This window comes from Pseudomonas sp. BN415 (assembly GCF_029871195.1).
GTDB classification, from domain to species: domain Bacteria; phylum Pseudomonadota; class Gammaproteobacteria; order Pseudomonadales; family Pseudomonadaceae; genus Metapseudomonas; species Metapseudomonas resinovorans.
Genome location: NZ_SSOK01000050.1, coordinates 1 through 22892, shown reverse-complemented (window position 1 = coordinate 22892; position 22892 = coordinate 1). Strand labels below are relative to the sequence as shown.

21 protein-coding genes and 1 rRNA gene are annotated in these 22892 nt (G+C 62.4%); 17 read left to right on the top strand and 5 right to left on the bottom strand.

Annotation, left to right across the window (positions count from 1 at the left end):
• The first annotated feature begins 13 nt into the window (after positions 1-13).
• The 4 genes from rrf to E8F20_RS11780 all read left to right on the top strand — a co-directional run bounded on the left by rrf (position 14) and on the right by E8F20_RS11780 (position 3851).
• Positions 14-129: ribosomal RNA gene (gene rrf, locus E8F20_RS11795) — 5S ribosomal RNA — on the top strand.
• Between the two features lie 165 nt (positions 130-294).
• Positions 295-957 carry a paraquat-inducible protein A gene (locus E8F20_RS11790; protein ID WP_280283885.1) on the top strand — a complete coding sequence of 221 codons (663 nt, stop codon included), beginning with the start codon at positions 295-297 and terminating at the stop codon, positions 955-957.
• Positions 944-1567 (top strand): paraquat-inducible protein A, encoded by a 624-nt coding sequence (locus E8F20_RS11785; RefSeq protein WP_280283884.1) that lies wholly within the window; start codon positions 944-946, stop codon positions 1565-1567. The genes E8F20_RS11790 and E8F20_RS11785 overlap by 14 nt, the downstream gene beginning before the upstream one ends.
• Positions 1560-3851 (top strand): MlaD family protein, encoded by a 2292-nt coding sequence (locus E8F20_RS11780; protein ID WP_280283883.1) that lies wholly within the window; start codon positions 1560-1562, stop codon positions 3849-3851. The genes E8F20_RS11785 and E8F20_RS11780 overlap by 8 nt, the downstream gene beginning before the upstream one ends.
• A 58-nt stretch (positions 3852-3909) precedes the next feature.
• On the opposite strand, the gene mksF is transcribed toward E8F20_RS11780, so the two are convergent.
• From mksF to mksB, 3 genes are read right to left on the bottom strand one after another with little or no spacing between them, the layout of a single operon-like run.
• On the bottom strand, positions 3910-6744 hold the full coding sequence (gene mksF, locus E8F20_RS11775; RefSeq protein WP_280283882.1) for an Mks condensin complex protein MksF: 2835 nt from the start codon (positions 6742-6744) through the stop codon (positions 3910-3912).
• Positions 6741-7451, bottom strand: coding sequence for an Mks condensin complex protein MksE (mksE, locus tag E8F20_RS11770; protein WP_280283881.1), 711 nt, complete (start codon positions 7449-7451; stop codon positions 6741-6743). The genes mksF and mksE overlap by 4 nt, the downstream gene beginning before the upstream one ends.
• Positions 7451-8710 carry an Mks condensin complex protein MksB gene (gene mksB, locus E8F20_RS11765; RefSeq protein ID WP_280283880.1) on the bottom strand — a complete coding sequence of 420 codons (1260 nt, stop codon included), beginning with the start codon at positions 8708-8710 and terminating at the stop codon, positions 7451-7453. Before mksB ends, mksE begins: the two co-directional genes overlap by 1 nt.
• A 236-nt stretch (positions 8711-8946) precedes the next feature.
• On the opposite strand from mksB, the gene E8F20_RS11760 reads away from it, so the two are divergent.
• From E8F20_RS11760 to E8F20_RS11715, 10 genes are all read left to right on the top strand, one after another.
• Positions 8947-9555: a hypothetical protein gene (locus E8F20_RS11760; RefSeq protein WP_280283879.1), complete on the top strand. Its 609-nt coding sequence runs from the start codon at positions 8947-8949 to the stop codon at positions 9553-9555.
• 174 nt (positions 9556-9729) lie between these two features.
• Positions 9730-10776, top strand: coding sequence for a DUF6160 family protein (locus tag E8F20_RS11755; protein ID WP_280283878.1), 1047 nt, complete (start codon positions 9730-9732; stop codon positions 10774-10776).
• A 2-nt stretch (positions 10777-10778) separates the two neighbouring features.
• Entirely contained in the window at positions 10779-11807 is a 1029-nt protein-coding gene (locus E8F20_RS11750; RefSeq protein ID WP_280283877.1) for a hypothetical protein, read from the top strand.
• A complete protein-coding gene (locus E8F20_RS11745) occupies positions 11797-12405 on the top strand; it encodes a DUF6160 family protein (protein WP_137823674.1) in 609 nt (202 codons plus the stop codon). Before E8F20_RS11750 ends, E8F20_RS11745 begins: the two co-directional genes overlap by 11 nt.
• A 10-nt stretch (positions 12406-12415) precedes the next feature.
• A complete protein-coding gene (locus tag E8F20_RS11740; protein WP_280283876.1) occupies positions 12416-14740 on the top strand; it encodes a DUF6160 family protein in 2325 nt (774 codons plus the stop codon).
• Positions 14741-14918: 178 nt separating this feature from the next.
• The gene (locus tag E8F20_RS11735) at positions 14919-16469 is read left to right on the top strand and encodes a 2-isopropylmalate synthase (RefSeq protein ID WP_280283875.1); all 1551 of its coding nucleotides are present in this window, start codon (positions 14919-14921) and stop codon (positions 16467-16469) included.
• Positions 16466-17269 (top strand): energy transducer TonB, encoded by an 804-nt coding sequence (locus E8F20_RS11730; protein WP_280283874.1) that lies wholly within the window; start codon positions 16466-16468, stop codon positions 17267-17269. The genes E8F20_RS11735 and E8F20_RS11730 overlap by 4 nt, the downstream gene beginning before the upstream one ends.
• Positions 17266-17718: a ribosomal protein S18-alanine N-acetyltransferase gene (gene rimI, locus E8F20_RS11725; RefSeq protein WP_028629908.1), complete on the top strand. Its 453-nt coding sequence runs from the start codon at positions 17266-17268 to the stop codon at positions 17716-17718. The genes E8F20_RS11730 and rimI overlap by 4 nt, the downstream gene beginning before the upstream one ends.
• Before the next feature lie 71 nt (positions 17719-17789).
• Complete coding sequence (gene can / locus E8F20_RS11720) at positions 17790-18434, top strand: carbonate dehydratase (RefSeq protein WP_028629909.1); 645 nt, start codon at positions 17790-17792, stop codon at positions 18432-18434.
• Positions 18435-18437: 3 nt separating this feature from the next.
• A complete protein-coding gene (locus tag E8F20_RS11715; RefSeq protein ID WP_137823671.1) occupies positions 18438-19349 on the top strand; it encodes a DMT family transporter in 912 nt (303 codons plus the stop codon).
• Positions 19350-19595: 246 nt separating this feature from the next.
• On the opposite strand, the gene E8F20_RS11710 is transcribed toward E8F20_RS11715, so the two are convergent.
• Together E8F20_RS11710 and E8F20_RS11705 are read right to left on the bottom strand one after the other, a co-directional pair.
• Positions 19596-20417, bottom strand: a complete 822-nt coding sequence (locus E8F20_RS11710; RefSeq protein ID WP_280283873.1) for an FkbM family methyltransferase — start codon at positions 20415-20417, stop codon at positions 19596-19598.
• Positions 20418-20811: 394 nt separating this feature from the next.
• The gene (locus E8F20_RS11705) at positions 20812-21039 is read right to left on the bottom strand and encodes a hypothetical protein (protein ID WP_280283872.1); all 228 of its coding nucleotides are present in this window, start codon (positions 21037-21039) and stop codon (positions 20812-20814) included.
• 126 nt (positions 21040-21165) lie between these two features.
• On the opposite strand from E8F20_RS11705, the gene E8F20_RS11700 reads away from it, so the two are divergent.
• From E8F20_RS11700 to E8F20_RS11690, 3 genes are all read left to right on the top strand, one after another.
• The gene (locus E8F20_RS11700) at positions 21166-21411 is read left to right on the top strand and encodes a plasmid stabilization protein (protein WP_280283871.1); all 246 of its coding nucleotides are present in this window, start codon (positions 21166-21168) and stop codon (positions 21409-21411) included.
• Positions 21408-21827: a type II toxin-antitoxin system VapC family toxin gene (locus E8F20_RS11695; protein WP_280283870.1), complete on the top strand. Its 420-nt coding sequence runs from the start codon at positions 21408-21410 to the stop codon at positions 21825-21827. Before E8F20_RS11700 ends, E8F20_RS11695 begins: the two co-directional genes overlap by 4 nt.
• Before the next feature lie 13 nt (positions 21828-21840).
• A partial coding sequence (locus E8F20_RS11690; RefSeq protein ID WP_280283869.1) for a hypothetical protein occupies positions 21841-22892 on the top strand: 1052 nt, incomplete at its 3' end.

The window sequence follows — 22892 nt, the reverse complement described above, 5'->3', positions numbered from 1 at the left end:
CCCAACCGAATTGCTTGACGACCATAGAGCGTTGGAACCACCTGATCCCATCCCGAACTCAGCAGTGAAACGACGCATCGCCGATGGTAGTGTGGAGCTTCTCCATGTGAGAGTAGGTCATCGTCAAGCTTCTATCCCAAACCCCCGATCCGCGTAAGCGGGTCGGGGGTTTGTCTTTGCGCCTGCGAAAGTTTGCCGACTCACGAAGTTGGTAGCGCCCGGAAACTCTTGAATCGCAACCGCCTGCGCTCCGCTCGTCTAGAATAGCCGCGACATCTTGAGAGCCTTGCCACCATGCCTGAACAGGCTGAACAACGCCCGCTTTCCGACCTACCTTTGCACGACCTGATCGCCTGCCACGAATGCGATCTGTTGATGCGCCGCCCGGACCTTGATGAAGAACAGAAAGCCTGTTGCCCCAGGTGCGGCTATGAGCTGATGGTGCATCGCTCCAAGATGGAGCGTCGTGCCATGGCCTTGGTGTTGACGGCGTTGCTGCTGTTCGTCCCGGCCAATTTCCTTCCCATAATGAAACTCAACCTGCTTGGGCAGACGACCCATGACACGGTCTGGACAGGTGTTGTTGGCCTCTACAACACCGGCATGGAAGCCGTTGCGGTGTTGGTGTTCCTCTGCAGCATGGTCATACCGCTGATCAAGCTCCTCTGCCAACTGACTGTGCTGGTCTGCATCAAAACTCGCCGCGCACTTGGCCTGGGACTGCTGTTCTATCGGCTTTATCACCATTTGCGGGAGTGGGGGATGCTCGAGGTTTACCTCATGGGAATTCTGGTTTCCATCGTGAAGCTGATCGATCTGGCCGACCTGCATCTTGGTATCGGTCTGGTCTGCTTCATTGGCCTGCTGCTGTCTCAGGTATGGCTCGAGGTGACGATGTCGCCGCATCAGGTCTGGGATGCGCTGGAAGCAGAAGGAGAGACTCATGCGCGCCATTGATGCCGGCATTATCGTCTGCGACGAATGCCACCAGTTGAATCGTCCAGACTCGGATGAGGATCATGGCCACTGCCGCCGCTGCGGCGCAGTACTGTACCCACGGCGACCCAACAGTATCGTTCGAACCTGGGCGCTACTGATTACGGCTACGATCCTCTATGTCCCAGCCAACGTACTGCCGATCATGACGGTGAATTTCTTTGGCAGCGGGTCCCCCTCTACGATCATGGGCGGCGTGCTCGAACTGATTCATGCCGAGATGGTGCCAATCGCGCTGGTGGTTTTTGTTGCCAGCATCCTCGTTCCCACCTTCAAGCTGGTAGGGATTGCGCTGCTGCTTTACTCAGTGCAACGGCGACTGCCCATGTCGCCGCGTCAGCGCATCCTGATGTATCGCTTCATCGAATGGATTGGCCGATGGTCAATGCTGGATATCTTTGTCATTGCCATCCTCGTGGCGTTGGTGAACTTCGGCAACTTGGCCAGTATCGAAGCCAACCTGGGAGCGGCGGCCTTCGCCAGTGTCGTGGTGACCACCATGATCGCGGCAGTGACCTTCGACCCCAGACTGATCTGGGACAACACTGATATGGACGACGAGAATGCCTGAGTTGCCAACCCCGAAAACCCGCAAAACCACGAGCTGGTCCGCAATCTGGGTACTACCGCTGGTGGCGCTGCTCATTGGCCTCTGGCTGGCCTGGAAAGCCATGAGCGAAGCAGGTATCGAGATTCAGATTCGCTTCGAGAACGGCGATGGTATCCAGGTGGGCAAGACCCAACTGATGTACAAGGGAATCCAGGTGGGCAAGGTGGTCGACCTGCATGTCAGCGATGACATCCAAGGTGTGGTGGCCACGGTTGAGGTGATGAAGGAGGCCGAACCTTACCTCAGCAAGGACACCCGTTTCTGGCTGGTTCGCCCGCGGGTTTCCCTGGCCGGGGTGACGGGCCTGGAAACCCTGGTCTCCGGTATCTATATCGCCATTGATCCCGTGAAGGGGGAGGCGGCGCGGCGATATATCGCGCTGCCCGAACCGCCGCCACTGTCCGACTCGCTGCCCGGTCTGCACCTTACCCTGAAGGCTGAACGCCTGGGGTCCCTTGAGCATGGCAGCCCGGTCTATTACCGACAGATTCAGGTTGGCCAGGTGAAGAGTTACCAATTGGCCGAAGATCAGCGCACGGTCGAAATCAAGGTACACATTGAGCAGCCTTATGCGCATCTGGTGCGCAAGCACACGCGTTTCTGGAATGCCAGTGGCCTCAACGTTACCGCGGGATTGGCAGGCGTGAAGATCCGCACTGAGTCCGTGCTCAGCATCATGGCTGGCGGCATAGCGTTCGCGACTCCAGAGCACCGTCAGGACAGCCCTCCCACCGATCCCAGCATCCCGTTCCGCCTGTATGACGGCTTCGAGTCTGCCGAAGCCGGCCTGAGGGTGCTGCTGCGCATGGATGACGTCAGCGGTCTAAGCCCGGGTAGCACGCCGGTGATGTACAACGGCGTGCAGGTCGGCACCCTGAAGAAGCTGGATATGGACAAGGACTTCACCGGCGCCACCGCCGAGCTGACCATGGAGCCGCGTACCGAGGACTATCTTGTCGAAGGCACCGAGTTCTGGACGGTGAAACCGTCGATTTCGTTGGCAGGCATCACCGGTATCGAGGCCCTGGTGAAGGGCAACTACATTGCCGTGCGCTTTGCCAAGGAGGGTACGCCGACCCGGGAGTTCAAGGTTCGACCCAAGGCGCCCCCGCTCAATACCGATGCGCCTGGCCTGCACTTGGTGCTGACCAGCGATCGCCTCGGCTCCCTGGAAGTCGGTAGCCCGATCCTGTTTCGCCAGATGCGCGTGGGCAGCGTGCAGAGCTATCAACTGTCCCGTGACCAGCGGCGCGTGGTAATCGGCGTCCACATCGAGCCCGAGTTCACCAAGCTGGTAAACGAGTCCACTCGCTTCTGGAACTCCAGCGGTATTACCCTCAAGGGCGGACTGTCGGGCGTCGAAGTGAAGAGCGAATCCCTGCAGACCCTGTTGTCGGGCGGCATCACCTTCACCACACCGGACCCGAAGGCCAAGCTCGTCACCCGCCCGCGCCGCTTTACGCTGTTCGACAATGAAGCGCTGGCCATCGAGAAGGGTACTGTCATCGAGATCGCCATTCCCCAGGCTGAAGGCATCAAGGAAGGTACGCCGATCCGCTTCAGGGGCATCGATGTGGGCGAGGTGGAGTCGGTGATCCTGAGCAACGACCTCTCTGGCGTAGTGGTCAAGGCTCGCCTCACGCAGGCAGACGACCGCATCGCTCGTGCCGGCAGCCAGTTCTGGGTGGTACGTCCGGAGCTCGGCCTGTTGCGAACGGCCAACCTGGACACTCTCGTCAGCGGCCAGTACCTGGAAGTCCTGCCGGCTGCCAAGCCTGGGGCCGCGCAGACGCGCTTCACTGCGCTGCCTGAATCGCCGGACCCGGTCGCCCGTGAGGAGGGCTTGCGCATCACCCTCAGCGCGCCGCGCCGTGGCTCCCTCAAACCGGGCGTGATCGTCAGTTACCGCGAAGTACCGGTGGGCAAAGTGCTTTCCTACGAGCTGGGCAAGACTGCCGACCGCGTCTTCATCCATGTACTCATTGAGCCGCGCTACGCGCCCCTGGTGCACAGCGGCAGCCGCTTCTGGCACACCAGTGGTGTTGGGGTGGATGCCAGCCTGTTCGATGGTGTGAAGGTGCGAACCGGCTCCCTGGAGTCCTTGGTGGAGGGCGGGATTTCCTTCGCCACACCGAACGAAGGACAGATGGGCAACGCTGCACTCAATGGCCAGACCTTCGCCCTGCATGACGATGCCGAGGACGAGTGGCTGACCTGGGCGCCGAAGATTCCTTTGGCGAAGTAACCGCGTAACAAACAAAATGGCCGCAATCCGCGGCCCTTTTGCTTTTCTGGCGAACGGATCAGGCGGGTTCGGCCGCCTCGTCCTTCGCATCCTGGGTGGCGGTAGCCACGTCGCGACGCTTGATGAACTTCCAGTCCGCCTCGTCGATGTAGATGCCGTTCGGGCCACTGCCGCCTTCCAGGTCGATGGCGACGTTGGCCGATACCTGCGGCTTGACCGACGCGAGGATGGGTGTGAAGCCCAGTTGCTGGCTGGTTTCGATCAGCGCCTGCTGGTTGCGCTCGTCGATGTCTGCCGCCTCGTCCAGGTAGTAGGGCAGTCGAATGCGCCCGGCTTGCTCGCGATCCATCAGGTGCAACAGCAGGTACATGTTGGTCAGCGCCTTGATCGTCATCGTGGTGCCGTTGGAGGCGGCGCCGTCGATATCAGTGTGAATGACCGGCTGGCCATGCACCTTGGTGATCTCGAAGGCCAGTTCGAACAGGTCTTTCAGGCCCAGCTGGTTGCCGTTGGCGGCCACCAGGCGCGCCAGGTATTCCTTGGCCTCTTCGTTCTTCGCATCCTGATCGCTCGAGTTGGTCAGGTCGAAGACCGATAGGGTCTCGCCCTCCTCGTACTGGCCGGCGCTCTGGATGATCTGATCGATGTGACGCAGGGCTTCCTTGTTCGGGGCGAGGACAATGCGGAAGCTTTGCAGGTTGGAAACCTGGCGCTTGTTGATCTCGCGGTTGAACAGCGCCAGCTGGTGTTCCAGGTTGTCGTAGTCGCTGCGGATATTGCGCAGGGTCCGGGCGATGTCGGTGACTGCGGCGCGGCGTGCCTTGGCGAGAGTCAGGGCTTCGTCCTGGCGATGTGCATAAGCGTTGATCAGCAACTGCAGTCGGCGCTCGGCGTCGTCTTCGCTGTCAAACTTGGCCACGCCCTTGAGGCGGACCTGGGCGTAGAGCGCTTCGATCTGGCCGTCGATGCGCTGCAGCGCCTGCCAGGTGTCCTGGTAGTCGTTGAGCAGCGGCAGCAGGTTGTCCAGGCTGTCGTCCACCGGGTCCATGAAGGGTTTGCCGAAGGGCAGGTCGGCGGGCAGCAGCTGGCGGCGGCGCAGGGCGTCTTCCAGGGTGCGTTCCTTGGCTTCCAGGTCGGCGAGCTGGCGACCCACCAGTTGCAGCTTGGCGGAGAGCTGTTGGACGCGTTCGGTGAAGGCATCGGCGGAGCGCTTGAGTTCGTCTTGGGTGGCTTCCAGCTGCGCCAGCTCTTCCAGCTTGGCGGGCTCTTCAGCACTGAGGGTCTGGGCCTTGCGGAAGTCTTCCAGGGCTTTCTGGGCGTCCAGCACGTCCTGGTACAGCTTCTCGGCCTGGGCCTTGCTCGCGGCGCGGTCGGCGGCCACGGACTGCTGGGTCTTGAGCTGCTTGAGCTCGCGCTCCAGGCGGTCCTTCTGGTCGCGCAGGGCGGCGCGGTCGGCCAGGGCCTGCAGGGCCGGCGGCTCGATGTGGGAGAGGTCGATGGACAGGCCCGGTACTTCGAACTGGCTGCCCTTGAACTGGTCGAGCACGGATTCCAGGGTTTTCACCCAGGCTCCGCCGTCGTCCAGCTGGATACCTTTCTCACCCAAAGGCAGGCTGAACAGCTGGCCGTTGAACAGGCGCATCAGGCGGTCGACGTCCGCCTGGGAGAACTCTTCGCGCAGCCGCGAGTAGCTGTTGTTGTCGGCGTGGTCGAGCTGCTGCTTGACCGCCTTCAGGCGCTTCTCCAGATCACGCAGGCGTTCGTCCAGATCCTCGGCAGAGAACTGGCGAGACTGAGCCAAGGCGCCAGCCAGTTCGTCGTGGGCGTCCTTGGCGGCGAGCAGCTGCTGCTCCAGCACCTTGGCGTTTTCCACCAGAGCGAAGCGGTTCTTCAGTACCGCCAGCTCACCCAGCCAGCGCTGGTTCTCGGTGATGGCGCGCTCCAGACGCATCATTTCCTGGGTGCCGCCACGTTGTTCGTTCTGCAGGCCGTCCTGTTCGTTGCGGTAGTGCTCGGCCTGGATCACCAGCTCCTCGCGGCGGGCGCCGGAGTAGTCCTGCCAGGTGCCTAGCAGCGAATCCAGCAGCGGGGAGATGCGGTGCAGTTTGCCGCGCAGGGTCTCGCGCTGGGCCACGCCGTTGGCCAGGGCTTCCACCAGTGGGCCGGCGGAGACCAGCGCTTGATAGTCCTGCTCCATGCGGCGTACGTCGCGGAAGGCCTCTTCGCAGGCAGCGATGTAGTCCACGCTGCCGGAGCGCAGGCTGTGCTCGAAGGCATCGAGGAACAGTTGCTTGAGCTTGGCCGCCGTGATTTCACGCATGTGCAGCAGGTTGATGAACAGCGAGCGGAAGGTCTTCAGGCTCTGTTCGCTGGTAGAGCGCAGCGGGATCAGTGTCAGGTCCAGTGGGATCGACGTGTGACCACCCACCAGCAGGCGGCGCAGCTCATCGGGCTTGAGTTCGTAGGCCTTGATACCTTCGCGTTCCAGGCTGTTGAACAGCTCACGCTGGCGCAGGCAGGTGCCGTCGCGCTGGTAGTGCTCCAGATTCAATTCGCCACGGTAGGCGAAGAACTGGTGGCCGAAGCCGCCGCCCGGACCGCGACCGGCCACGCCGATCACGTGGGGGCCGTGGGGCAGGGAGACTTCAACGAGGATGTAGCTGGTATCGGTGGCGAAGTAGAACTTGCGCGATTGCTCCAGGCTGTACTTGCCGAAGCTCATGTCCGACATGCGCGCCAGGATCGGGAACTGCAGCGCGTTGATCGACGCCGATTTACCGAGGTTGTTGGCGCCGTAGATCGACAGCGGGGTTTCCAGCGGGAACAGGCCCAGGCTGTATCCAGCGGTGTTCAGCAGGGCGAAGCGGCGGATGCCGTAGCGTTCCTGGCTCATGCGTCTTCCTCCTGGGCTGAGCGTTCTTCGGCCATGGCGCGGGCCAGGGCGTCTTCTTCTGACTCTGCGGATTCTTCGACGATTTCAGGGGTGTCGATGGGGATGATCGTGTCGCCACTGTCGTCATCCATGAGCACTGGGGCACGCAGTTCCAGGTCGGTGCTGTGCAGGCTGGCAGCTAGGTCGCGGTCGTGTTGCACGGCCAGGCACACGTCGAGGAAGCGGTGCATCGGCGGCAGGAAGCGGTAAATGCCGTTGCTGTCCTCGGCGAAGCCCAGCTGGGTGAGACGGCGGATCACCTTCTCTTCCAGCTCTTCATGGGTGCTCACCTCGGCCTGCATGAACAGGTCGCGGTACTTCTCCAGCAGGGCCGGCAGTTCGTCGCGGCCGATGCTGCCGCCATCGAGCACGGAGAGCGGGTCGCGGCCCTGGTCGGCCAGGTGCTCAACCAATATGAAGGTGAACAATGCCAGGCGTTGGGCGGTCTTGTTCACCTGGGCGCCCATCTGCTCCGGCACGAAGTAGTAGAACCCACGCGGGTCGCAGACCAGCTCGAAGCCGAGGCCCTTGAACAGGGCACGGTACTGGTCCTGCATGGTGGACAACTGGGCGTAGCACTCCGGCTCGCTGCGGGAGAGGTGGTAGCCCTTGAACAGCTCGCGGAAGATGGGCGCCAGCTGGGTCATTTCTTTCAGGTCGATATTCATCAGGAAGTCTTCTCGGCCGCGGCGTTGGGGCTCTTGATCAGGGCGTAGGAGCTCAGGCTGACCTGGTGCTCGGCGGTCAGGTAGTCACGACGCTCCAGACGATCGCGCGAGAAGCGCGAATCGCGGGAAAGACGCGAGAACCAGTAGAGGAGTTCGTCTGTGGCGCCTTCGGGCTCCTGCTCAAGCAGCCAGACCATCAGGTCCGGTAACGGCAAGGCCTGCTCGCAACGGTCGAGCATTTCCCGCGCGGTCTTCGGTGAGCGCGGAGCAGCGGCCTTGCGCGTGCCGCCGGATTTCGGGAAGTGCGCCGGTTTCGGCTGGAAGCGTGCCAGGGCGTAGACATAGGCCTCCACCTGCGAGCCGCTGCCGAGGAAGGTGGTCTGCGGCCGGGTGAACAGCGGCATGGCTGCTTGAGGTACGGCATCCAGGCCCTTCTTGCGGATCACCGACAGGGCCAGGGCGGCGCCACGGGTCACGGCGTTGTGCCGGCGTGCTTCTTCACGCAGCGGCAGCAGCAGTTCCCGGGCCTTGCGCAGGGTCAGTTGGGCGCTGGTTTGCATTTCCAGGATGCGCGCGTGGGTGCGCAGTACCAGGTCGTCGTCCACCAGTTGGCCCAGGCGCTGTTGCTCGCCGAGCAGGCGCAGCAGCACTTGCTCGACACGGCGCACGCCTTGCTCGAAGGCGCCATCGGCGGCGACCAGCTGGATCATCGGCTCGACGTACTCGTCCCAGGTCGCCAGTACCTCGGCGTAGCGTTGGCGCAGAGGGATCTGCCGGTCGCTGGTCTTGGCGCGATCGGCCACGGCCATCAGGGCCTGCTCGTCGTTGTCGAGCTTCTTCAGGACGTCGCGCACACGCATGTCGAGCAGGCGCAGCTGGCGCGCCAGGTCGTTGCCGTCGCGGATTTCGAAAGCTTCCTGGATGTAGCCGGCAAGGCGTTCCAGGTGGCGCAGGTAGGCTTCGATCTCCAGGCACAGGCCGAGACGGTGTTCGCGCCGCAGGTAGGCGAGGAAGTCGTGGATCTGCGCATTCAGCTCGAAACGGTTCGGACTCTTGGCCACGGGAACCAGGATATCCAGGCGCACCCAGAGGTCGAGCAGGGCGGTCACGTCGGTGGGCGTGCCCTCCGGCAACTGGCCAGCGAGCTGCACGCGCAGTTCCACCAGGCTCAGGGTGCCGGCATCGAAGCGCTCGCAGAGCGGCTCGAGCAACGTCCAGTGTTCGGCTAGGGCGCGCAGTACGCGCTTGGGATCGATCATCGATTGGCCGGGGTTCGCTGAAAAAAGAGGCGATTGTACTTCAGGTTGCTGGCGGCGATTGAGCTTCAACCGATCAGAGGAGCGACACCCGTCGCGGACTGACGTTTTTTGGCAGATTGCGACTGGCGTCGTGCTATCAGAGACCCGGAAAGCGTCCGAATTCCCCGTGCAAGTGATTGAATTCGCTGGCATGTTTTCTGCGTTAGGAAAACGTCCGCTGTATGACTGCAGGAACCATGAGCTCCGAATCCGCACTTCTCGCCGACGCCCGCTGGGCCGAGCTGGAACGCCAGAACGACCAGTACTGGGACCTCGACGCCATCACCAACCGGCAGGAGGCCATCGACTTCCTGCTGCACTTCGAAAACCGCCTGTGCGTCTATTCGGGCTATGTAGAAAAGCTCTACAGCCGCTACAGCTTCGTGGTGCCCGAAGAGGAACACGGCAGCATCACCATCCTTCCCGACGAGATGGCCTGGCACGACACCTTCCATGAGATTCCCGTCGACGCCGTGCTGCCCACCGGTATCCACATCCTTCCCGGTGAAGTGCTGGGCTCGACCGGCCTCTACCTGAAGATTCCCGGCGAGCATCGACTCAGTGCGTCCCACGAACTGCCCTTCCATGACGGCCTGAGAATGCTGATCCAGCGTTACCAGGCCCGCGGCGAGCAGTTCCTGCCGGTGCTGGCCAAGGGCGACCTGCGCGAGTACGAGGCACGCATGCCATCGCTGCACCTGCATCGCATCGATACGAGCCGCCTGGGACGCAACTCCCGGCTGGAGGTCTCGAACATCAAGGGCGCCATCGCCGATCACCTGATCGGCCTGTTCCGCCAGGGCTGACCTCGGCGTTACCCCATTGTTGCGATGGGTAACAGCTATCCGTCGCCGACTTCCTGACAAGCACCCGCAACTCGACTATGGGTCGGGACGCTTCCCGGCTTGCCTCCTTATAGTGGCTAGAAAGGGGACGAGTCTTCGTCGCTTGCCCATACAAGAACAATCAGGGATGTCGCCATGCGTTCGAATCCGCTGCCCGCCTGGTCGCTGAAGGCCATTCTTCTTGCCGGGGTGTTTTCCACGTCCATCGCCCATGCGCGAATGGAAGAGCTGGCCGACAGCGAACTGTCCAACATCACCGGCCAGGCCTTCATCAACCTGACCACCGATGCCAATGCCGGGATCAATTACACCCGCGTCAACTTCGGGGTGAACGTCGACACCCAGCTGAACATGAAGAAGCTCCAGCTCGGCCAGTACGACGACGCCGTTACCCGGGCGGGGGAAGTCGCCGGTTCGTCCGACATCCTCATCAACAACTTCGCCCTTGGCACCGTGAATGCGGACGGCTCGGTTAACCCATTCCGTATCGCCGATCCCTTCGTCGAACTGGCCTATTCCGGCAACAAGGTGGTGGGTGTGCGCATTGGCTTCGGCGAGGCCAAGGGGGTGTTATCAGGGGATATCCAGAGCCTGACCGGGAACATCCCGGTGCACATCACCGGCACGGCCAAGCCCATCATCGACGAGGCTTCGGGGTTCGATCAGTTCCTCCTGGCGCTGGCCGGTATCAGCGACTCGACCAAGCTGCAGGCCGACGCCACCCTGGTGAACTCCAGCGGCAACGCCGATCCGGTACGCGGTGGCATGGCCGGCCTCACCAATGGCACGGCGCTGAGTTGCGTCAGCGGTTGTAACCTCGGCGGCCTCTCCGACGCTCTGCTCAGCCTGTTCAAGTCCAGCGGTTGCGGCATCCTTTCCCTTAATACCTGCTTCCCGCTCAGCGACTTCAAATCCCTGCCGGTGGGCAACATCAGCAACATGAACACCATGGAGGGCGCGGCGAAGGGCTTCTTCATCTCATTCCAGACCCAGGACCTGGCGTGGAAGGACATGGACCAGAACGCCTTCATGACCGCCCTCAAGGGCGCTTTCATGAACATGCCCAAATACCGCGACGCCAACGGCAACCTGGTATCGCCGATCAATATCGACTTCGAGCAGGCATTCAATGGCATCCCGCGGCAGGACACCTGCCTGGGCACGGCCACCGCGGGGTGCTGAGCATGCGCAGAACCATCGTGATCCTGATGTCGCTGGCCGCCGCCACAGCGCAGGCTGAACTCAAGGCGCTGGATGACGCGGAGCTCTCCAATGTGGACGGTGCCGGAATCGGCTTCGTGCTGGATCAGGTCCTGCTGGACGCCAACAACGCCACCATCACCATCAACGACATCACCAACGCCGCCAAGCAGAACGTCCCCATTGCGGTGAAGGAGTTCTACCTCGGCGCCGCCGGCAGCAACAAAGGCGCTAACCTGAGCCCGGTAACCATTGGTCGGCTCGACCATCCCTTCGCCCTGAACCTGGCCAAGGGCGAAGACATGCGGACCCTGCGCGACGACGGGCAGTGGGTACAGACCACCCCGAGCAATGTCACTGTCCTGGAATTCATGTTTCCCGAGCGGCTGACCGGTGCTGCCGGCCAAGCCTGTATTGGGGGTTTCGCCGGTGCCGGCAACAGCTGCTCCAGCCGGGCCAGCGAAAAGGTCGACCTGGGGATTCGCTTCGATTTCCAGGTGGCGGCCGGACGTACCGACATCCTCAACCTGGACTTCTCCGAACTGGCGATGGATGGCTCTTACCTGCGGTTGTGGGGCGACAGCGGTCGCAACCAGATGGTCGGTGAGGCGCGCGTCAACCTCTTTACCAAGAGCCTGCAGATCATGAGCTGCGCGGCCGGCACCACCGGTTGCACGACCGCCACCGAGCAGCGTGACCGCACCCTCTTCCTCAACAACGCCTACGCCAACATCTCCCTCGGCTATGGCAAGAGCCAGCCGTTGCTGTTCGACGTGAGCAGCAACGGCCAGTTCGTGCTGGAGCTGCCCAACCCGACGGCGTCCGGCACCACCCAGGCGCAGAAAGACGCCCTGGCTGCTGACTTCTACGCCAACGCGCCGCGCACCAACATCGTCATCAACAGCCTCCAGACCGGGAGCGGCAGCTTCAACAGCGGCGGCTACAACTTCGGCTACAACGCCATCCAGGGCCTCAGCATCAATTACCTGAAGGTGACCAGCCATGACCTCTAGGGCGCTCTACCTGGCTACGTTGCTAGTGCTTCCCATGCTGGCCAGAGCTGAACTGCAGGCGCTGGAAGACGCCGACCTGAGCCAGATGAGCGGGCAGGGCGGGGTGTATCTCTCTGGCGAATTCAGCATCAACAAGAACGGTGGCGTGCTCTGGAATACACCGGCGTCCAACAACCCGGCCACATGGACGGCCAACGAGCGCAGCTGCGCCATCGCTGGTGCCGCCACCCCGGAAAGTTGCGGCCTGCGCATCGCCATCCGTTCCGAGGCCAATGGCGGCTGGTATGTGCTGGACAACCTCAAGGGCATCTTCAGCTTCGAGGGCCTGACCTTGAACACCCGACTGATCAACAGCGGTTTCGGCGGCGACGGTGCGGCCTTCAACCAGGATGTCCTGGCCCTCGGCCTGCCTAACGAGATGCGCTTCAAGAACGGCAGCTTCGCCTTCGGCGTGGCCAACCAGGGCGGCTGGCAGAACAAGTCCGGCACCGTCGCCAATGGCGGCAACCCCAGTTACCAGCAGACGAATATTTTCTCGGCGAAGATTGACGGCACCATCCGCATGCAGGGCAGCGTGCTGATTTTCCCGAAGAACTGAGGAACCGCCCATGCGCCCAGCCCCCTTGCTGTTTGGCATGCTCCTCGCCTCCCAGGCCCTGGCCATGGAAGCGCTGGACGACTCCACCATGGCCTCGGTCAGCGGCCAGGGCGGCATCAGCCTGGAAACCTCCAGTCAGGGCTGGTCGGCCAGCAACGTCAGCTACACCCAGGACGGCCGCAGCCTCAACCTGCGGGATGTGAGCAATCGCGCCGCCAATGGCACTACCAGCACGTCCCAGTCGATCCTCGATGTGCAGGATGGCCAGTTGCAGGTCCAGCACAGCGCCAGCCCGCAGGTGCTGGCGGTGAACAACATCGAGATGGAGGGCAGTAGCAAGAGCTTCGGTTCCTTGCGCGCCTTCTACACCCTGGGCGCCACCCTGAAGCTGAAGGGTGGCGGGGCCAGTGGCGTCAGTGGCATCGCGGTGGACGACAGTCGGCTGTCCCTCACCGATGTGACCTTTTACTACCGCGACAATGGCTTCGACCTCATCGTCAAAGGGCTGTCCTTCGACACCTACCTGGACAACGCCTACCTGGACATCGTCAGCGGCAGCACGGGCCAGGAGGTCAAGCTGAACCTGGGGGACGCCCGCTTCGTCGGGACCGTCGGCGGCATCAGCCTCGACCTCGCCCATGGCGACCCCACGGCAACGCCCGCGACGCCCGGCGCGCCAGATCCGCGTGACACCAACGCCAGCCGGAGCTTTGGCAAGCTGAACATGGACTTGCACCTGGGCGGCAGCCTCAGCGTCGCCAGCGGGGGCGCCAGCGGCGAAGGCATCCGCATCCGCCCGGACCTGAACATCGGCAGCAGCCTGTTCCAGTACCAGGACGAAGGCATCCTGCGCGCCGAGAACTTTTCCGGCACCTTGCGCAGCCTCGGTGGCCTGACCATCGACCTGGCCCAGGACGCAGGCAGCAGTTATGCACAGGTGGCCTTCCAGGATCTCAAGCTCAACGCCACCCTGGGCGGCCTGATTATCGGTAACCCGACCAATCAAAAACTCGGCAGCCTGGCCATCGACCTCAACTTCGCCGATGACGGCGCCAAGCAGAACTGGCTCAAGCTGCGCCCGGGCGGCGATCCCAACTCCGGGGCCAAGGGCCTGACCGCCGATATCAGCTGGAACATGGCCAATAGCTCGGTTTCCCTCACCGATAACGGCAACAGCATGTGGTTCAGCGGCCTGCGCACCAACGGCACCGGCCAGCTCACCTTGGACCTGACCAAGAGTTGCGCGGGCGGGGCCGTCACCGGTTGCTACGCCGGCACCCAGAGCGACATGGGCAAGGGCAGCTACAACGGCCATTTCGACGGCTTGCGCCTGGGGCTTTCCAACATCAAGGGCGGCTACAGCTTTGATGGCCTGCGCGTTGGCTCGGCCGATGCGCCGTTGCAGGGCGGCACCGAACTGCTGGTGCTGATGGAAATCTTCCCGGCCTACGACTTCAACCTGAATGGCCAGATCACCCTGCTGCCGGGGGGGAACAGTGGAGAAGGCTTGCGCTACAACGCCGATTTCGTCTTCAGCGACGCCCGCGCCGCCATCACGGTGGATGAAACCGGCAAGGGCCTCTGGCTGGCCGGCACCACCTACGACATGCACTTCCGCGATGGCTCGGTGGACGTGAGCAACAACGGCATCGAACTGCGAAAGGGCACCTACTGGTCGAAGCTGGAGGTCAGCGACCTGCGCTGGGGGGATCGCGCCACCGGCACCAGCCTTGGCCGGTTGGTACTGAAGCGCTTTGAGCTGGGCTCCACGCTGGCGGTGAGCTCCGGTGGTGCGGGCGCCCTGTGCGTCGGCGGCAGCGGCGCCAATGCAGGTGCCTGCTCGGCCAGCGGCGGTCGCTGGGAGGATCGGGGCAATGAAGGGGTGTCGGTGAAATTGAAGAACGTTTTCGTGCGCGATACCGCGATCGAAAGCACCAGCAACGGCGTGGCCACGGACGAGAAGCGCAACCAGATCGTCTGGGAAACCAACCGTGTCAACGGCGTCGCCGGCACCGGTAGTCAACTGGTTGTGGATAACCTCTCCACCTCCGACGGCAACCCCAGCGACCCCAACGCCAACACCTACGGCTTCAACGCCGACCTCAACCTCGACGTTGCCCCGACCAGGGTCTGCACCAACAACGGCGGCAGCTGCACCCCCGTCACCCCCGACCCGCTGGGCTTTGCGGTGAACGGCCGCATCCACTTCAAGGAAATCAACGTCGACCGCCTGCAACACGTCCACCCCTCGGGCGGCGCCGTCACCTCCATGTACGGCATCAAGGTGCAGAACGCGGATATCAGCGCGAACCTGACGGCCACGCCGATCAATTGAGGTCCTGGGAGGCACTCCTACAGTGTTTCTCTGCCCCCGCTCACCAGCCGCCCGCCGACCTTTCCGACCACGGCTTTTCACGCCACAATTCCCTGATCTGGAGCCGTAGCCACAAGCAGTCCGGCACCATCAGCCTGAGCCCCGGCCGCACGTACGGTGGGGTCGTGAGGAGCGAGACATGAGCAGCCAAGATCGCGTCATCATCTTCGACACCACCCTGCGGGACGGCGAGCAGAGCCCCGGCGCTTCCATGACCAAGGAGGAGAAACTGCGCATTGCCAAGGCCCTGGAGCGCATGCGGGTGGACGTGATCGAGGCCGGCTTCGCCATTGCCAGCCCCGGCGACTTCGAGGCGGTCAAGGCCATTGCCGACAGCATCAAGGACAGCACCGTGTGCAGCCTGTCCCGAGCCGTGGATGCCGATATCGACCGCGCCGCCGAAGCCCTGGCCGGCGCCAACTCCGCGCGAATCCACACCTTCATTGCCACCAGCCCCATCCACATGCAGTACAAGCTGCGCATGCAGCCGGACCAGGTGGTGGAGCAGGCCATTCGGGCGGTGACGCGTGCACGCAACCTCTGCGAAGACGTGGAATTCTCCTGCGAAGACGCTGGGCGCTCGGAGATCGATTTCCTCTGTCGCATCATCGAAGCCGCCATCGATGCCGGTGCCCGCACCATCAACATCCCCGATACCGTCGGCTACGCCATTCCGCACCAGTACGCAGAAACCATGCGCCAGCTGCTGCAGCGCATCCCCAATGCCGACAAGGCCGTGTTCTCCGTGCACTGCCACAACGACCTCGGGCTGGCCGTGGCCAACTCCCTGGCCGCCGTTGCCGTAGGTGCCCGCCAGGTGGAATGCACCATCAACGGCCTGGGCGAGCGTGCCGGCAATGCCGCGCTGGAAGAGATCGTCATGGCCATCAAGACCCGCCAGGATGTACTCGGCGTCTACACCAACATCGACACCCCTCACATCCTCAGCACCTCGCGGATGGTCTCTGGCATCACCGGCTTCCCGGTGCAGCCGAACAAGGCCATCGTCGGCGCCAACGCGTTCGCTCATGAGTCAGGCATCCACCAGGACGGCGTGCTCAAGCACCGCGAGACCTACGAGATCATGTCCGCCCAGTCCGTTGGCTGGCACACCAACAAGATGGTGCTGGGCAAGCACTCCGGGCGTAACGCCTTCCGCACCCGCCTGGACGAGCTCGGCATCCAGCTGGGCAGCGAGGCCGACCTGAATGCCGCCTTCGCCCGCTTCAAGGAGCTAGCGGACAAGAAGCACGAGATATTCGACGAAGATCTGCAGGCGCTGGTCTCCGACACCCTTGGCGAGGAGGCGCCGGAGCATTTCAAACTGGTCTACCTGGAGGTCGCCTCCAAGACCGGCGAAGTGCCCCAGGCCAAGCTGGTGCTGTCCATCGACGGCGTGGAGCAGGGCGCCAGCGCCGACGGTTCCGGTCCGGTGGATGCCACCTTCAAGGCCATCGAAAGCCTGGCGACCTCCGAGTCGAGCCTGCAGCTCTATTCGGTCAACGCCATCACCCAGGGGACCGATTCCCAGGGTGAAGTCACCGTCCGCCTGGAAAAAGCCGGACGAATCGTCAACGGAAACGGTGCGGATACCGATATAGTTGTCGCCTCCGCAAAGGCCTACCTCAACGCGCTGAACCTGATGCAGGCCGGCGTGCGCAAGGCTCACCCACAGGTTGCTGACGTTTGATCACAGAACACCGTCGTCGCGCATATCTCGATGCCATGCAGGTAGCCACCTGGCTACCCCGCGTGGCATTGCCCTTTGCCGCGCCCTCCAACCCCGAATTGCTGGCCCTGGCCCCGAAGGTCCCCCTTGAGGACGTTCCAAAGCCAGTTGCCGACGTAACTTCCGAAGCACCCGCAGCGGAGGCCCGCCAGGCGGCGACCGCCGTGCGCGCCAAGATCGAGGTTCCCCGTCCAGGCAGCACTCTGCGCCCGGCCGCCCAGCCCGAACCCGAAGCGGCTGCCGAACCCGAAGCCGCACCGGCCAAGGTGGAAACGCTGCCGCCGCCGCGTTTCTCCCTGCAACTGCTGCGAGCCGGCAACTGCCTGCTTCTGGTGGAATTGCCCACCGGCGAACCCTTCCAGAGCCGCGATCCGGCCTACCTGCTGCTGAAGGACCTCCTGCGCGCCGCCGGACTGCCGGACAGCCCGCAGATCCTCGGCGAACCGGTGCGCTGGCCGCTGCTCAGCCGCGGCAACATGGACCAGGGCCCAGACGCGGCCCGAGACTTCGTTCAGGGCTTCGTCGGCATGCGCGTAGAAGAGCAGGGCAACTGTGCCTGCCTCTGGCTGGTAGGCCTCCCAGCGGTGCGCTTTGCCGGTGAGGTGGATGCCACCGCCTTCAACCGCGAATTGCAGGTTGAAGGCCTGGGCGCCGCCTGGGCACTGCCTGGTCTGGAACTGTTGATGGACGAGCCCGAGCGCAAGGGCGAACTCTGGCAAGCCATGCGCCGTGTGATGCGCCGCTGGAAGAGCACTGAATGACCGACGCTGTTTCCTTCCGCCCGATGACCGAGGCGGATCTCGATGCCGTACTGAAAATTGAGTATGCCGCCTTCAGCCACCCTTGGACTCGCGGTATTTTCACCGACAGCTTGAAGTCCTACGACTGCTGGTTGATGTTCGAGGGCGGTCAGCAGGTTGGCCATGGCGTGATCAACGTCATCGTCGGCGAGGCCCACCTGCTGAACATTACCGTCAAGCCGGAAAGCCAGGGCCGCGGCCTGGGTCTGCGCCTGCTGGAGCGCCTGATGGAGCGCGCCCGCGAGCTGCAGGCCGGCGAATGTTTCCTCGAAGTGCGCGCCAGCAACCAGTCCGCCTACCGCCTGTACGAGCGTTACGGCTTCAATGAAATCGGCCGTCGCCGCGACTACTACCCCGCCGTGGGTGGCCGTGAAGACGCCTTGGTGATGGCCTGCACCTTGATCGATTGAGTCCCGCGCAGGCCATTGCCAAAGCTCCCGGTGCTCCGTAAGGTGCCGCCAGCCAGAAGAGGAGAAGACGCATGAGCGACCTGCAACAGCTGATCGACAACAACGCGCGCTGGGCCGAGAAGATCAAGCAGCAAGATCCGGACTTCTTTGCCAAATTGGCCAAACAGCAGGTGCCGGAGTACCTCTGGATAGGCTGCTCCGATGCCCGCGTGCCAGCCAACGAAATAGTCGGCATGCTGCCTGGCGACCTCTTCGTCCACCGCAACGTGGCCAACGTCGTGCTGCACACCGACCTCAATTGCCTGTCGGTCATCCAGTACGCCGTGGACGTGCTCAAGGTGCGGCACATCCTGGTCACCGGCCACTACGGCTGCGGTGGCGTCCGCGCCGCCATGCGCGACACCCAGTACGGCCTGATCGACGGCTGGCTGCGCACCATCCGCGACCTCTATTACGAGCAGCGCGAGCACCTGGCCACCTTCGCTACTGAAGAGGAACGCGTCGACCGCCTCTGCGAGTTGAACGTCATCCAACAAGTGGCCAACGTCAGCCACACCACCATCGTCCAGAATGCCTGGCACCGGGGCCAGGAGCTTTCCGTACATGGCTGCATCTACGGCATCAAGGACGGTATCTGGAAGAACCTCAACGTCACCGTCAGCGGCATGGAACAACTGCCGCCGCAGTACCGCCTGCGCCCACTCGGACAGAACTGAACCATGACGCAGTACAACAGCCGGGCCGTTGGCCTGGCTTGGCTCGGCCTGCTTGCGGCCAGCGTTTTCTGGGCCGGTAACGCGCTCGTCGCCCGTGCTTTCCACGATGCCATCCCGCCCTTCAGCCTGGCCTTCTGGCGCTGGAGCCTCGCGCTGGCCATTCTCCTGCCCTTCGTAGCCCGTCCCATGTGGGAGCACCGCAGCGCCCTGCGCTACGCCGGGTGGCGTCTGCTGGTCGTGGCAGCCTTGGGTATCAGCACCTACAGCGTGTTGCTCTACTTTGCTGCGCGCACGACGGTGGCCATCAACCTCACGCTGCTCAACACTTGCCTACCGCTTGCAACTTTTATCGGCGCTGGCGTCCTGCTCAACGAATGGCCACCCCGACGCGCGTGGCTCGGCATGGCGGTGGCGACCGTCGGCCTGCTGGTGCTGATCGCCCAGGGGCGGCTGGAGCAACTGGCCGCCCTGTCGTTCAACCCGGGCGACCTCATCATGTTGCTCGCCGTGGTCGACTGGGCCCTCTACACCCTGCTGCTGCGCCGCTGGAACAGCTACTTCAAGCTGCCGCCGCTGGTGCTCCTGGGGGCGTTGGTGGCGTGCGGCGTGCCCATGCTGCTGCCGTTCTACTTGCTGGAGCTCGCCAGCGGGCAGCGCTTCGAACTCTCCACGGAAAACCTCGCTGCCATCGCCTACACCGGCGTTGCTGCCTCGCTGCTGGCCTACCTGCTTTGGAACCAGGGCATCCGCGTACTGGGGGTGGCCAAGGCTGTGCTCACCAACTACCTGATGCCAGTGTTCACTGCGTTGCTGGGCTACCTGCTGTTGGGTGAGGGGTTGCAGGCTTACCATTGGTTCGGTGGGGCGTTGATTTTTGCCGGCCTGCTGCTGGCGACACGTCCGTCGTTGAGGTGAGCCCAATGCACGCGCAAGTTGTCTTCCCAGGGCCGACTGGGCTGCTCCAGCGTTGCGGCAACCCCGTCGCAGGCAGCTCTGCAGAGCCGTGAGGCCGGCATCCTCTGCGCCGCGTCGTCGCCACCAAGCAGCGAGTGGCCGGCTACCACTGTCAGTAACCCACTCTCGCCAAACGGCTGGATATCGCCGTGGAGAACGTCCTGCTGGGCGAGTGGCGGGTGGACTTCGGCTTCGAAACTATTCGCGTCAGCGGCGACCCAGCATCGCCCTGAACACTTGCACTGCCCGCCAGGACCGGCTCTGTTTAAGAGCAAGAAGCTCCGCCTCCGCCTGGTTGGCACGTTGCTGCTCGGCTGCTAACGCGTTCTCCAGCTCCCCGACCGGAAAGCTGAAATGGTGGCCGTAGCACAGCTTGAATTCATCCAGAAAACTCGGCGGTGTTTCAAAAGCGCCGATCAGGTTCAGATGCTCTTCCGCCAGATAGAAGCTGTTGAGCCCGTCAAACTGAATGAAGCGATAGGACGCTTCCGTGAGGATTCGCTCCCACGTGGGGGACCTGTCGAACGGTGTTTCCACAAGAACGATCCATGGCCGCCACTTGCTGAAATCCATGCCACGCAAGACGGACTCCTCGTGGCCTTCGACATCGATCTTCAGAAAGTGAATGGTCTCTGGAGCGTGCTCTTCGCATATCGAGCGCAGCGTTCTGGATTTAATGACTTTGCTTTGTACGTCGTAGCCGGCATCTTTGTGCGTTCTCGCCAAATCGGCATCCAGCGTCGACAGCCCGGTTCCAGGTATGTCGTAAAAGGTGAGTTCCTTTTCGCTGTCGCCCGCCGCGCAGCGCAGATTTATATCATTGGGCCTGTGCTCGCACAGAGCATCGTGAAACGCCTGGGCCGGCTCAATGTTTATTCCTCGCCAGCCGCGCTCGTAAAACGCACGCGTTACTGAGTCAACTGAGGGATCGTTGGCGCCAACATCAATATAAAACCCATTTTCAAAGAACTTCAGCGCACGCCACAGCCTGATGTCTTCGAAATTCTGCGCATAAGAAATGAACGTCATTGATGCTCCGTGCGGGATACTGGTTTTTATCTGTCTTTTATCTGGGCCAACGTCGTAGCTCGCGGTAAAACTCACCAGGCATCCCAGGTGAAAAATCCGACGGCATCACGCGCTCATTGTTACCGGAACTGGCGAGTCCGAAGCCCTGCAGTCGGGGCAATGAAAGGGTTCGTAAGGCTCTCACCGCCTGCGTGGCCGAGCCATGGCGAACAATACCGACACGAGGTTGCCTGAACAAATACAGTTGCCAATCCCTGCGGCACCAGGCCGCCCTCGTCGGCAAGAACCAGCTCTGTCGCTTGCGGTTGTCTCTCCGGTTGGCGCTGGGCGCAGCTAAGGCCAACAGCCACACGTTACTCAAAAGAGAACCCCGCCAGGGCGGGGTTCTCGATAGTCAGCTTGAATCAATCGCTACCGGCCCTGGCGGAGCCTTCTCCACCAGGACCAACATCCTTTTAGGCGCCCGGAGTTCGAGCCGTGCCGAGCCATTCACAATCGGCCCAATCACGATCTCGATTCCCTCCACCTTCAACATCGCCATCAACACTGATTCGCTGACTCCTTCCAGAACCCTCAGTGTCAGAACATCACCTTCCCTGCGTTCACCAACATGAATTTGCATGTGGATTGCCTCGCATGGATGACTTTGCAAGGTCATCACGAAGCGTGAAGGTGGTCCATGTGGCCAAGAGTGAATCGGAATACTCCTACGCAAGTGTTCGTCGATGCTGATACTGATCAGGTTCCCATGGCTAGCATCACGATTCGCAACCTGGATGATGCCTTGAAGGCACTGCTTCGCGTCGTTGCGGCCAGTCATGGTCGGTCGATGGAGGAAGAGGTCCGGGTGATCCTCTCCCAAGCTCTCGCTCTGCAGGAAAAGCGTGGTGGATTGGGTAGCCGGATTCATAGCCGTTTTGCGGCTTTGGGCGGCGCAGACATCGAACTACCTGAGCGCAAGACCAAGGCCCGTGCAGCGGACTTTGATGAATGATCCTGCTCGACACCAATGTGCTGTCCGAGCTGATGCGCGCGAAGCCCGACCCGAATGTCATCGCTTGGGTGGACGCTCAGGAAAGCAGTGACCTGGTCATCTGTTCCATCACTGTCGCGGAGATTCTCTACGGCGTTGCGCAAATGCCTGACGGTAAGCATAAGGACGCGCTGTACGCAGTTGCGACCGCCATGTTCGATGAGGATTTCGCAGGCAATATCCTGCCCTTCGAAGTAGATGCCGCTATGCATTACCCCGATCTGGTCGCGGCCAGTGAAGAAAGGGGGAAAATAGCCGACATGGCCGATGGGCAGATTGCGGCGATTGCCCGACTCCATGGAGCGCGGATCGTTACTCGAAACGTCCGTCACTTCGAAGCGTTTGGAATTCCCCTGGTTAATCCCTGGAACGAGTAGAAATCTGCTGAGGATGAGTGGCTTGCTATATGCCCGCGATCGACCTCAGTACCGTGGGATGTTGCGTCCTGAGGTTGTCTCTCTGGTGGAGCAGGGCGACATCGTCGAATTTGCGGGGCACCAGTGGCACGCCGGGCGTGTAGGTCGCGATTCGGGCTATCAGTACAAGCTGCAGAACGCCGACCTCGGCTTCGTCCTCCTGCTGAAGAACTTCAACGTGAAGATCGACGTGATCGGCGCCCACATGAAGTTCGAAGTGAGCCCGCTCGCCATCCAGTCGTGCACGCCCGAGGTCCTGCAGGAGTGGATGGACCGCTTCGTCAAGGCAGCCATGCAACATGTCGAGCCCAACCAGTGCGCTGTCCACCTCGCCCTGGACGTGCAGGGCTGGAACCCGCCTGCCGATCTGATCGACCGCCTGCAATGCCGCGCCCGTACCCGCCGCGACCTCTCCGGCATCAAGGAAGTCCACTACGACGGGGAAGCCGTCTCCTATGGCCGTGGCCAGTCCTTCCTGTTCGGTTCTGCGTCAGGCATACAGCTCGCCATCTACAACAAGTCCTTGCAGGCCTGGAGCATCGACAAGCTCGACTACTGGCGTTCGGTCTGGTCCGGCATGGACAACCCGTTCAATTCCGACGACGACCAGAACTACGACCCCGAAGCACCTGTCTGGCGGATCGAGCTGCGCTATCACCACTCCATCGTCCAGCAGTTCGCTGACGGCTCGGCCGATATGCAGACGGGCGCCATGATCGACAACCGCACCTTTGCCGAGCTGGCCGGCCATCTCGACGGGCTGTTTCAGTACGGCCTGGAGTCTTTCCGCCTGTGTTCCAGCAAGGGCGTGCTCGATGCCTTCTGGACCCTCATGCGCCAGGACGTGAAGGTGTCTATCCCGGCTGAATCGCTGGCCGGACGCACCCACTACAAACGCCACTTCAAGACCTCCCAGGGCTTCACCGGCAAGAACGTGGAGCTGTTCCTGGGAAACTTCATCAGCCTGCTCGCACGGGAGCGTGTAGGCGCGGAAAAGGCCTTCGCCAGCCTCAGGGAGTGGGTGTG

Coding starts and splice junctions, on each gene's coding strand:
- E8F20_RS11790 (WP_280283885.1), top strand. CDS start 295: ATGCCTGAACAGGCTGAACAACGCCCGCTTTCCGACCTACCTTTGCAC.
- E8F20_RS11785 (WP_280283884.1), top strand. CDS start 944: ATGCGCGCCATTGATGCCGGCATTATCGTCTGCGACGAATGCCACCAG.
- E8F20_RS11780 (WP_280283883.1), top strand. CDS start 1,560: ATGCCTGAGTTGCCAACCCCGAAAACCCGCAAAACCACGAGCTGGTCC.
- mksF (WP_280283882.1), bottom strand. CDS start 6,744: ATGAGCCAGGAACGCTACGGCATCCGCCGCTTCGCCCTGCTGAACACC.
- mksE (WP_280283881.1), bottom strand. CDS start 7,451: ATGAATATCGACCTGAAAGAAATGACCCAGCTGGCGCCCATCTTCCGC.
- mksB (WP_280283880.1), bottom strand. CDS start 8,710: ATGATCGATCCCAAGCGCGTACTGCGCGCCCTAGCCGAACACTGGACG.
- E8F20_RS11760 (WP_280283879.1), top strand. CDS start 8,947: ATGAGCTCCGAATCCGCACTTCTCGCCGACGCCCGCTGGGCCGAGCTG.
- E8F20_RS11755 (WP_280283878.1), top strand. CDS start 9,730: ATGCGTTCGAATCCGCTGCCCGCCTGGTCGCTGAAGGCCATTCTTCTT.
- E8F20_RS11750 (WP_280283877.1), top strand. CDS start 10,779: ATGCGCAGAACCATCGTGATCCTGATGTCGCTGGCCGCCGCCACAGCG.
- E8F20_RS11745 (WP_137823674.1), top strand. CDS start 11,797: ATGACCTCTAGGGCGCTCTACCTGGCTACGTTGCTAGTGCTTCCCATG.
- E8F20_RS11740 (WP_280283876.1), top strand. CDS start 12,416: ATGCGCCCAGCCCCCTTGCTGTTTGGCATGCTCCTCGCCTCCCAGGCC.
- E8F20_RS11735 (WP_280283875.1), top strand. CDS start 14,919: ATGAGCAGCCAAGATCGCGTCATCATCTTCGACACCACCCTGCGGGAC.
- rimI (WP_028629908.1), top strand. CDS start 17,266: ATGACCGACGCTGTTTCCTTCCGCCCGATGACCGAGGCGGATCTCGAT.
- can (WP_028629909.1), top strand. CDS start 17,790: ATGAGCGACCTGCAACAGCTGATCGACAACAACGCGCGCTGGGCCGAG.
- E8F20_RS11715 (WP_137823671.1), top strand. CDS start 18,438: ATGACGCAGTACAACAGCCGGGCCGTTGGCCTGGCTTGGCTCGGCCTG.
- E8F20_RS11710 (WP_280283873.1), bottom strand. CDS start 20,417: ATGACGTTCATTTCTTATGCGCAGAATTTCGAAGACATCAGGCTGTGG.
- E8F20_RS11705 (WP_280283872.1), bottom strand. CDS start 21,039: ATGCAAATTCATGTTGGTGAACGCAGGGAAGGTGATGTTCTGACACTG.
- E8F20_RS11700 (WP_280283871.1), top strand. CDS start 21,166: ATGGCTAGCATCACGATTCGCAACCTGGATGATGCCTTGAAGGCACTG.
- E8F20_RS11695 (WP_280283870.1), top strand. CDS start 21,408: ATGATCCTGCTCGACACCAATGTGCTGTCCGAGCTGATGCGCGCGAAG.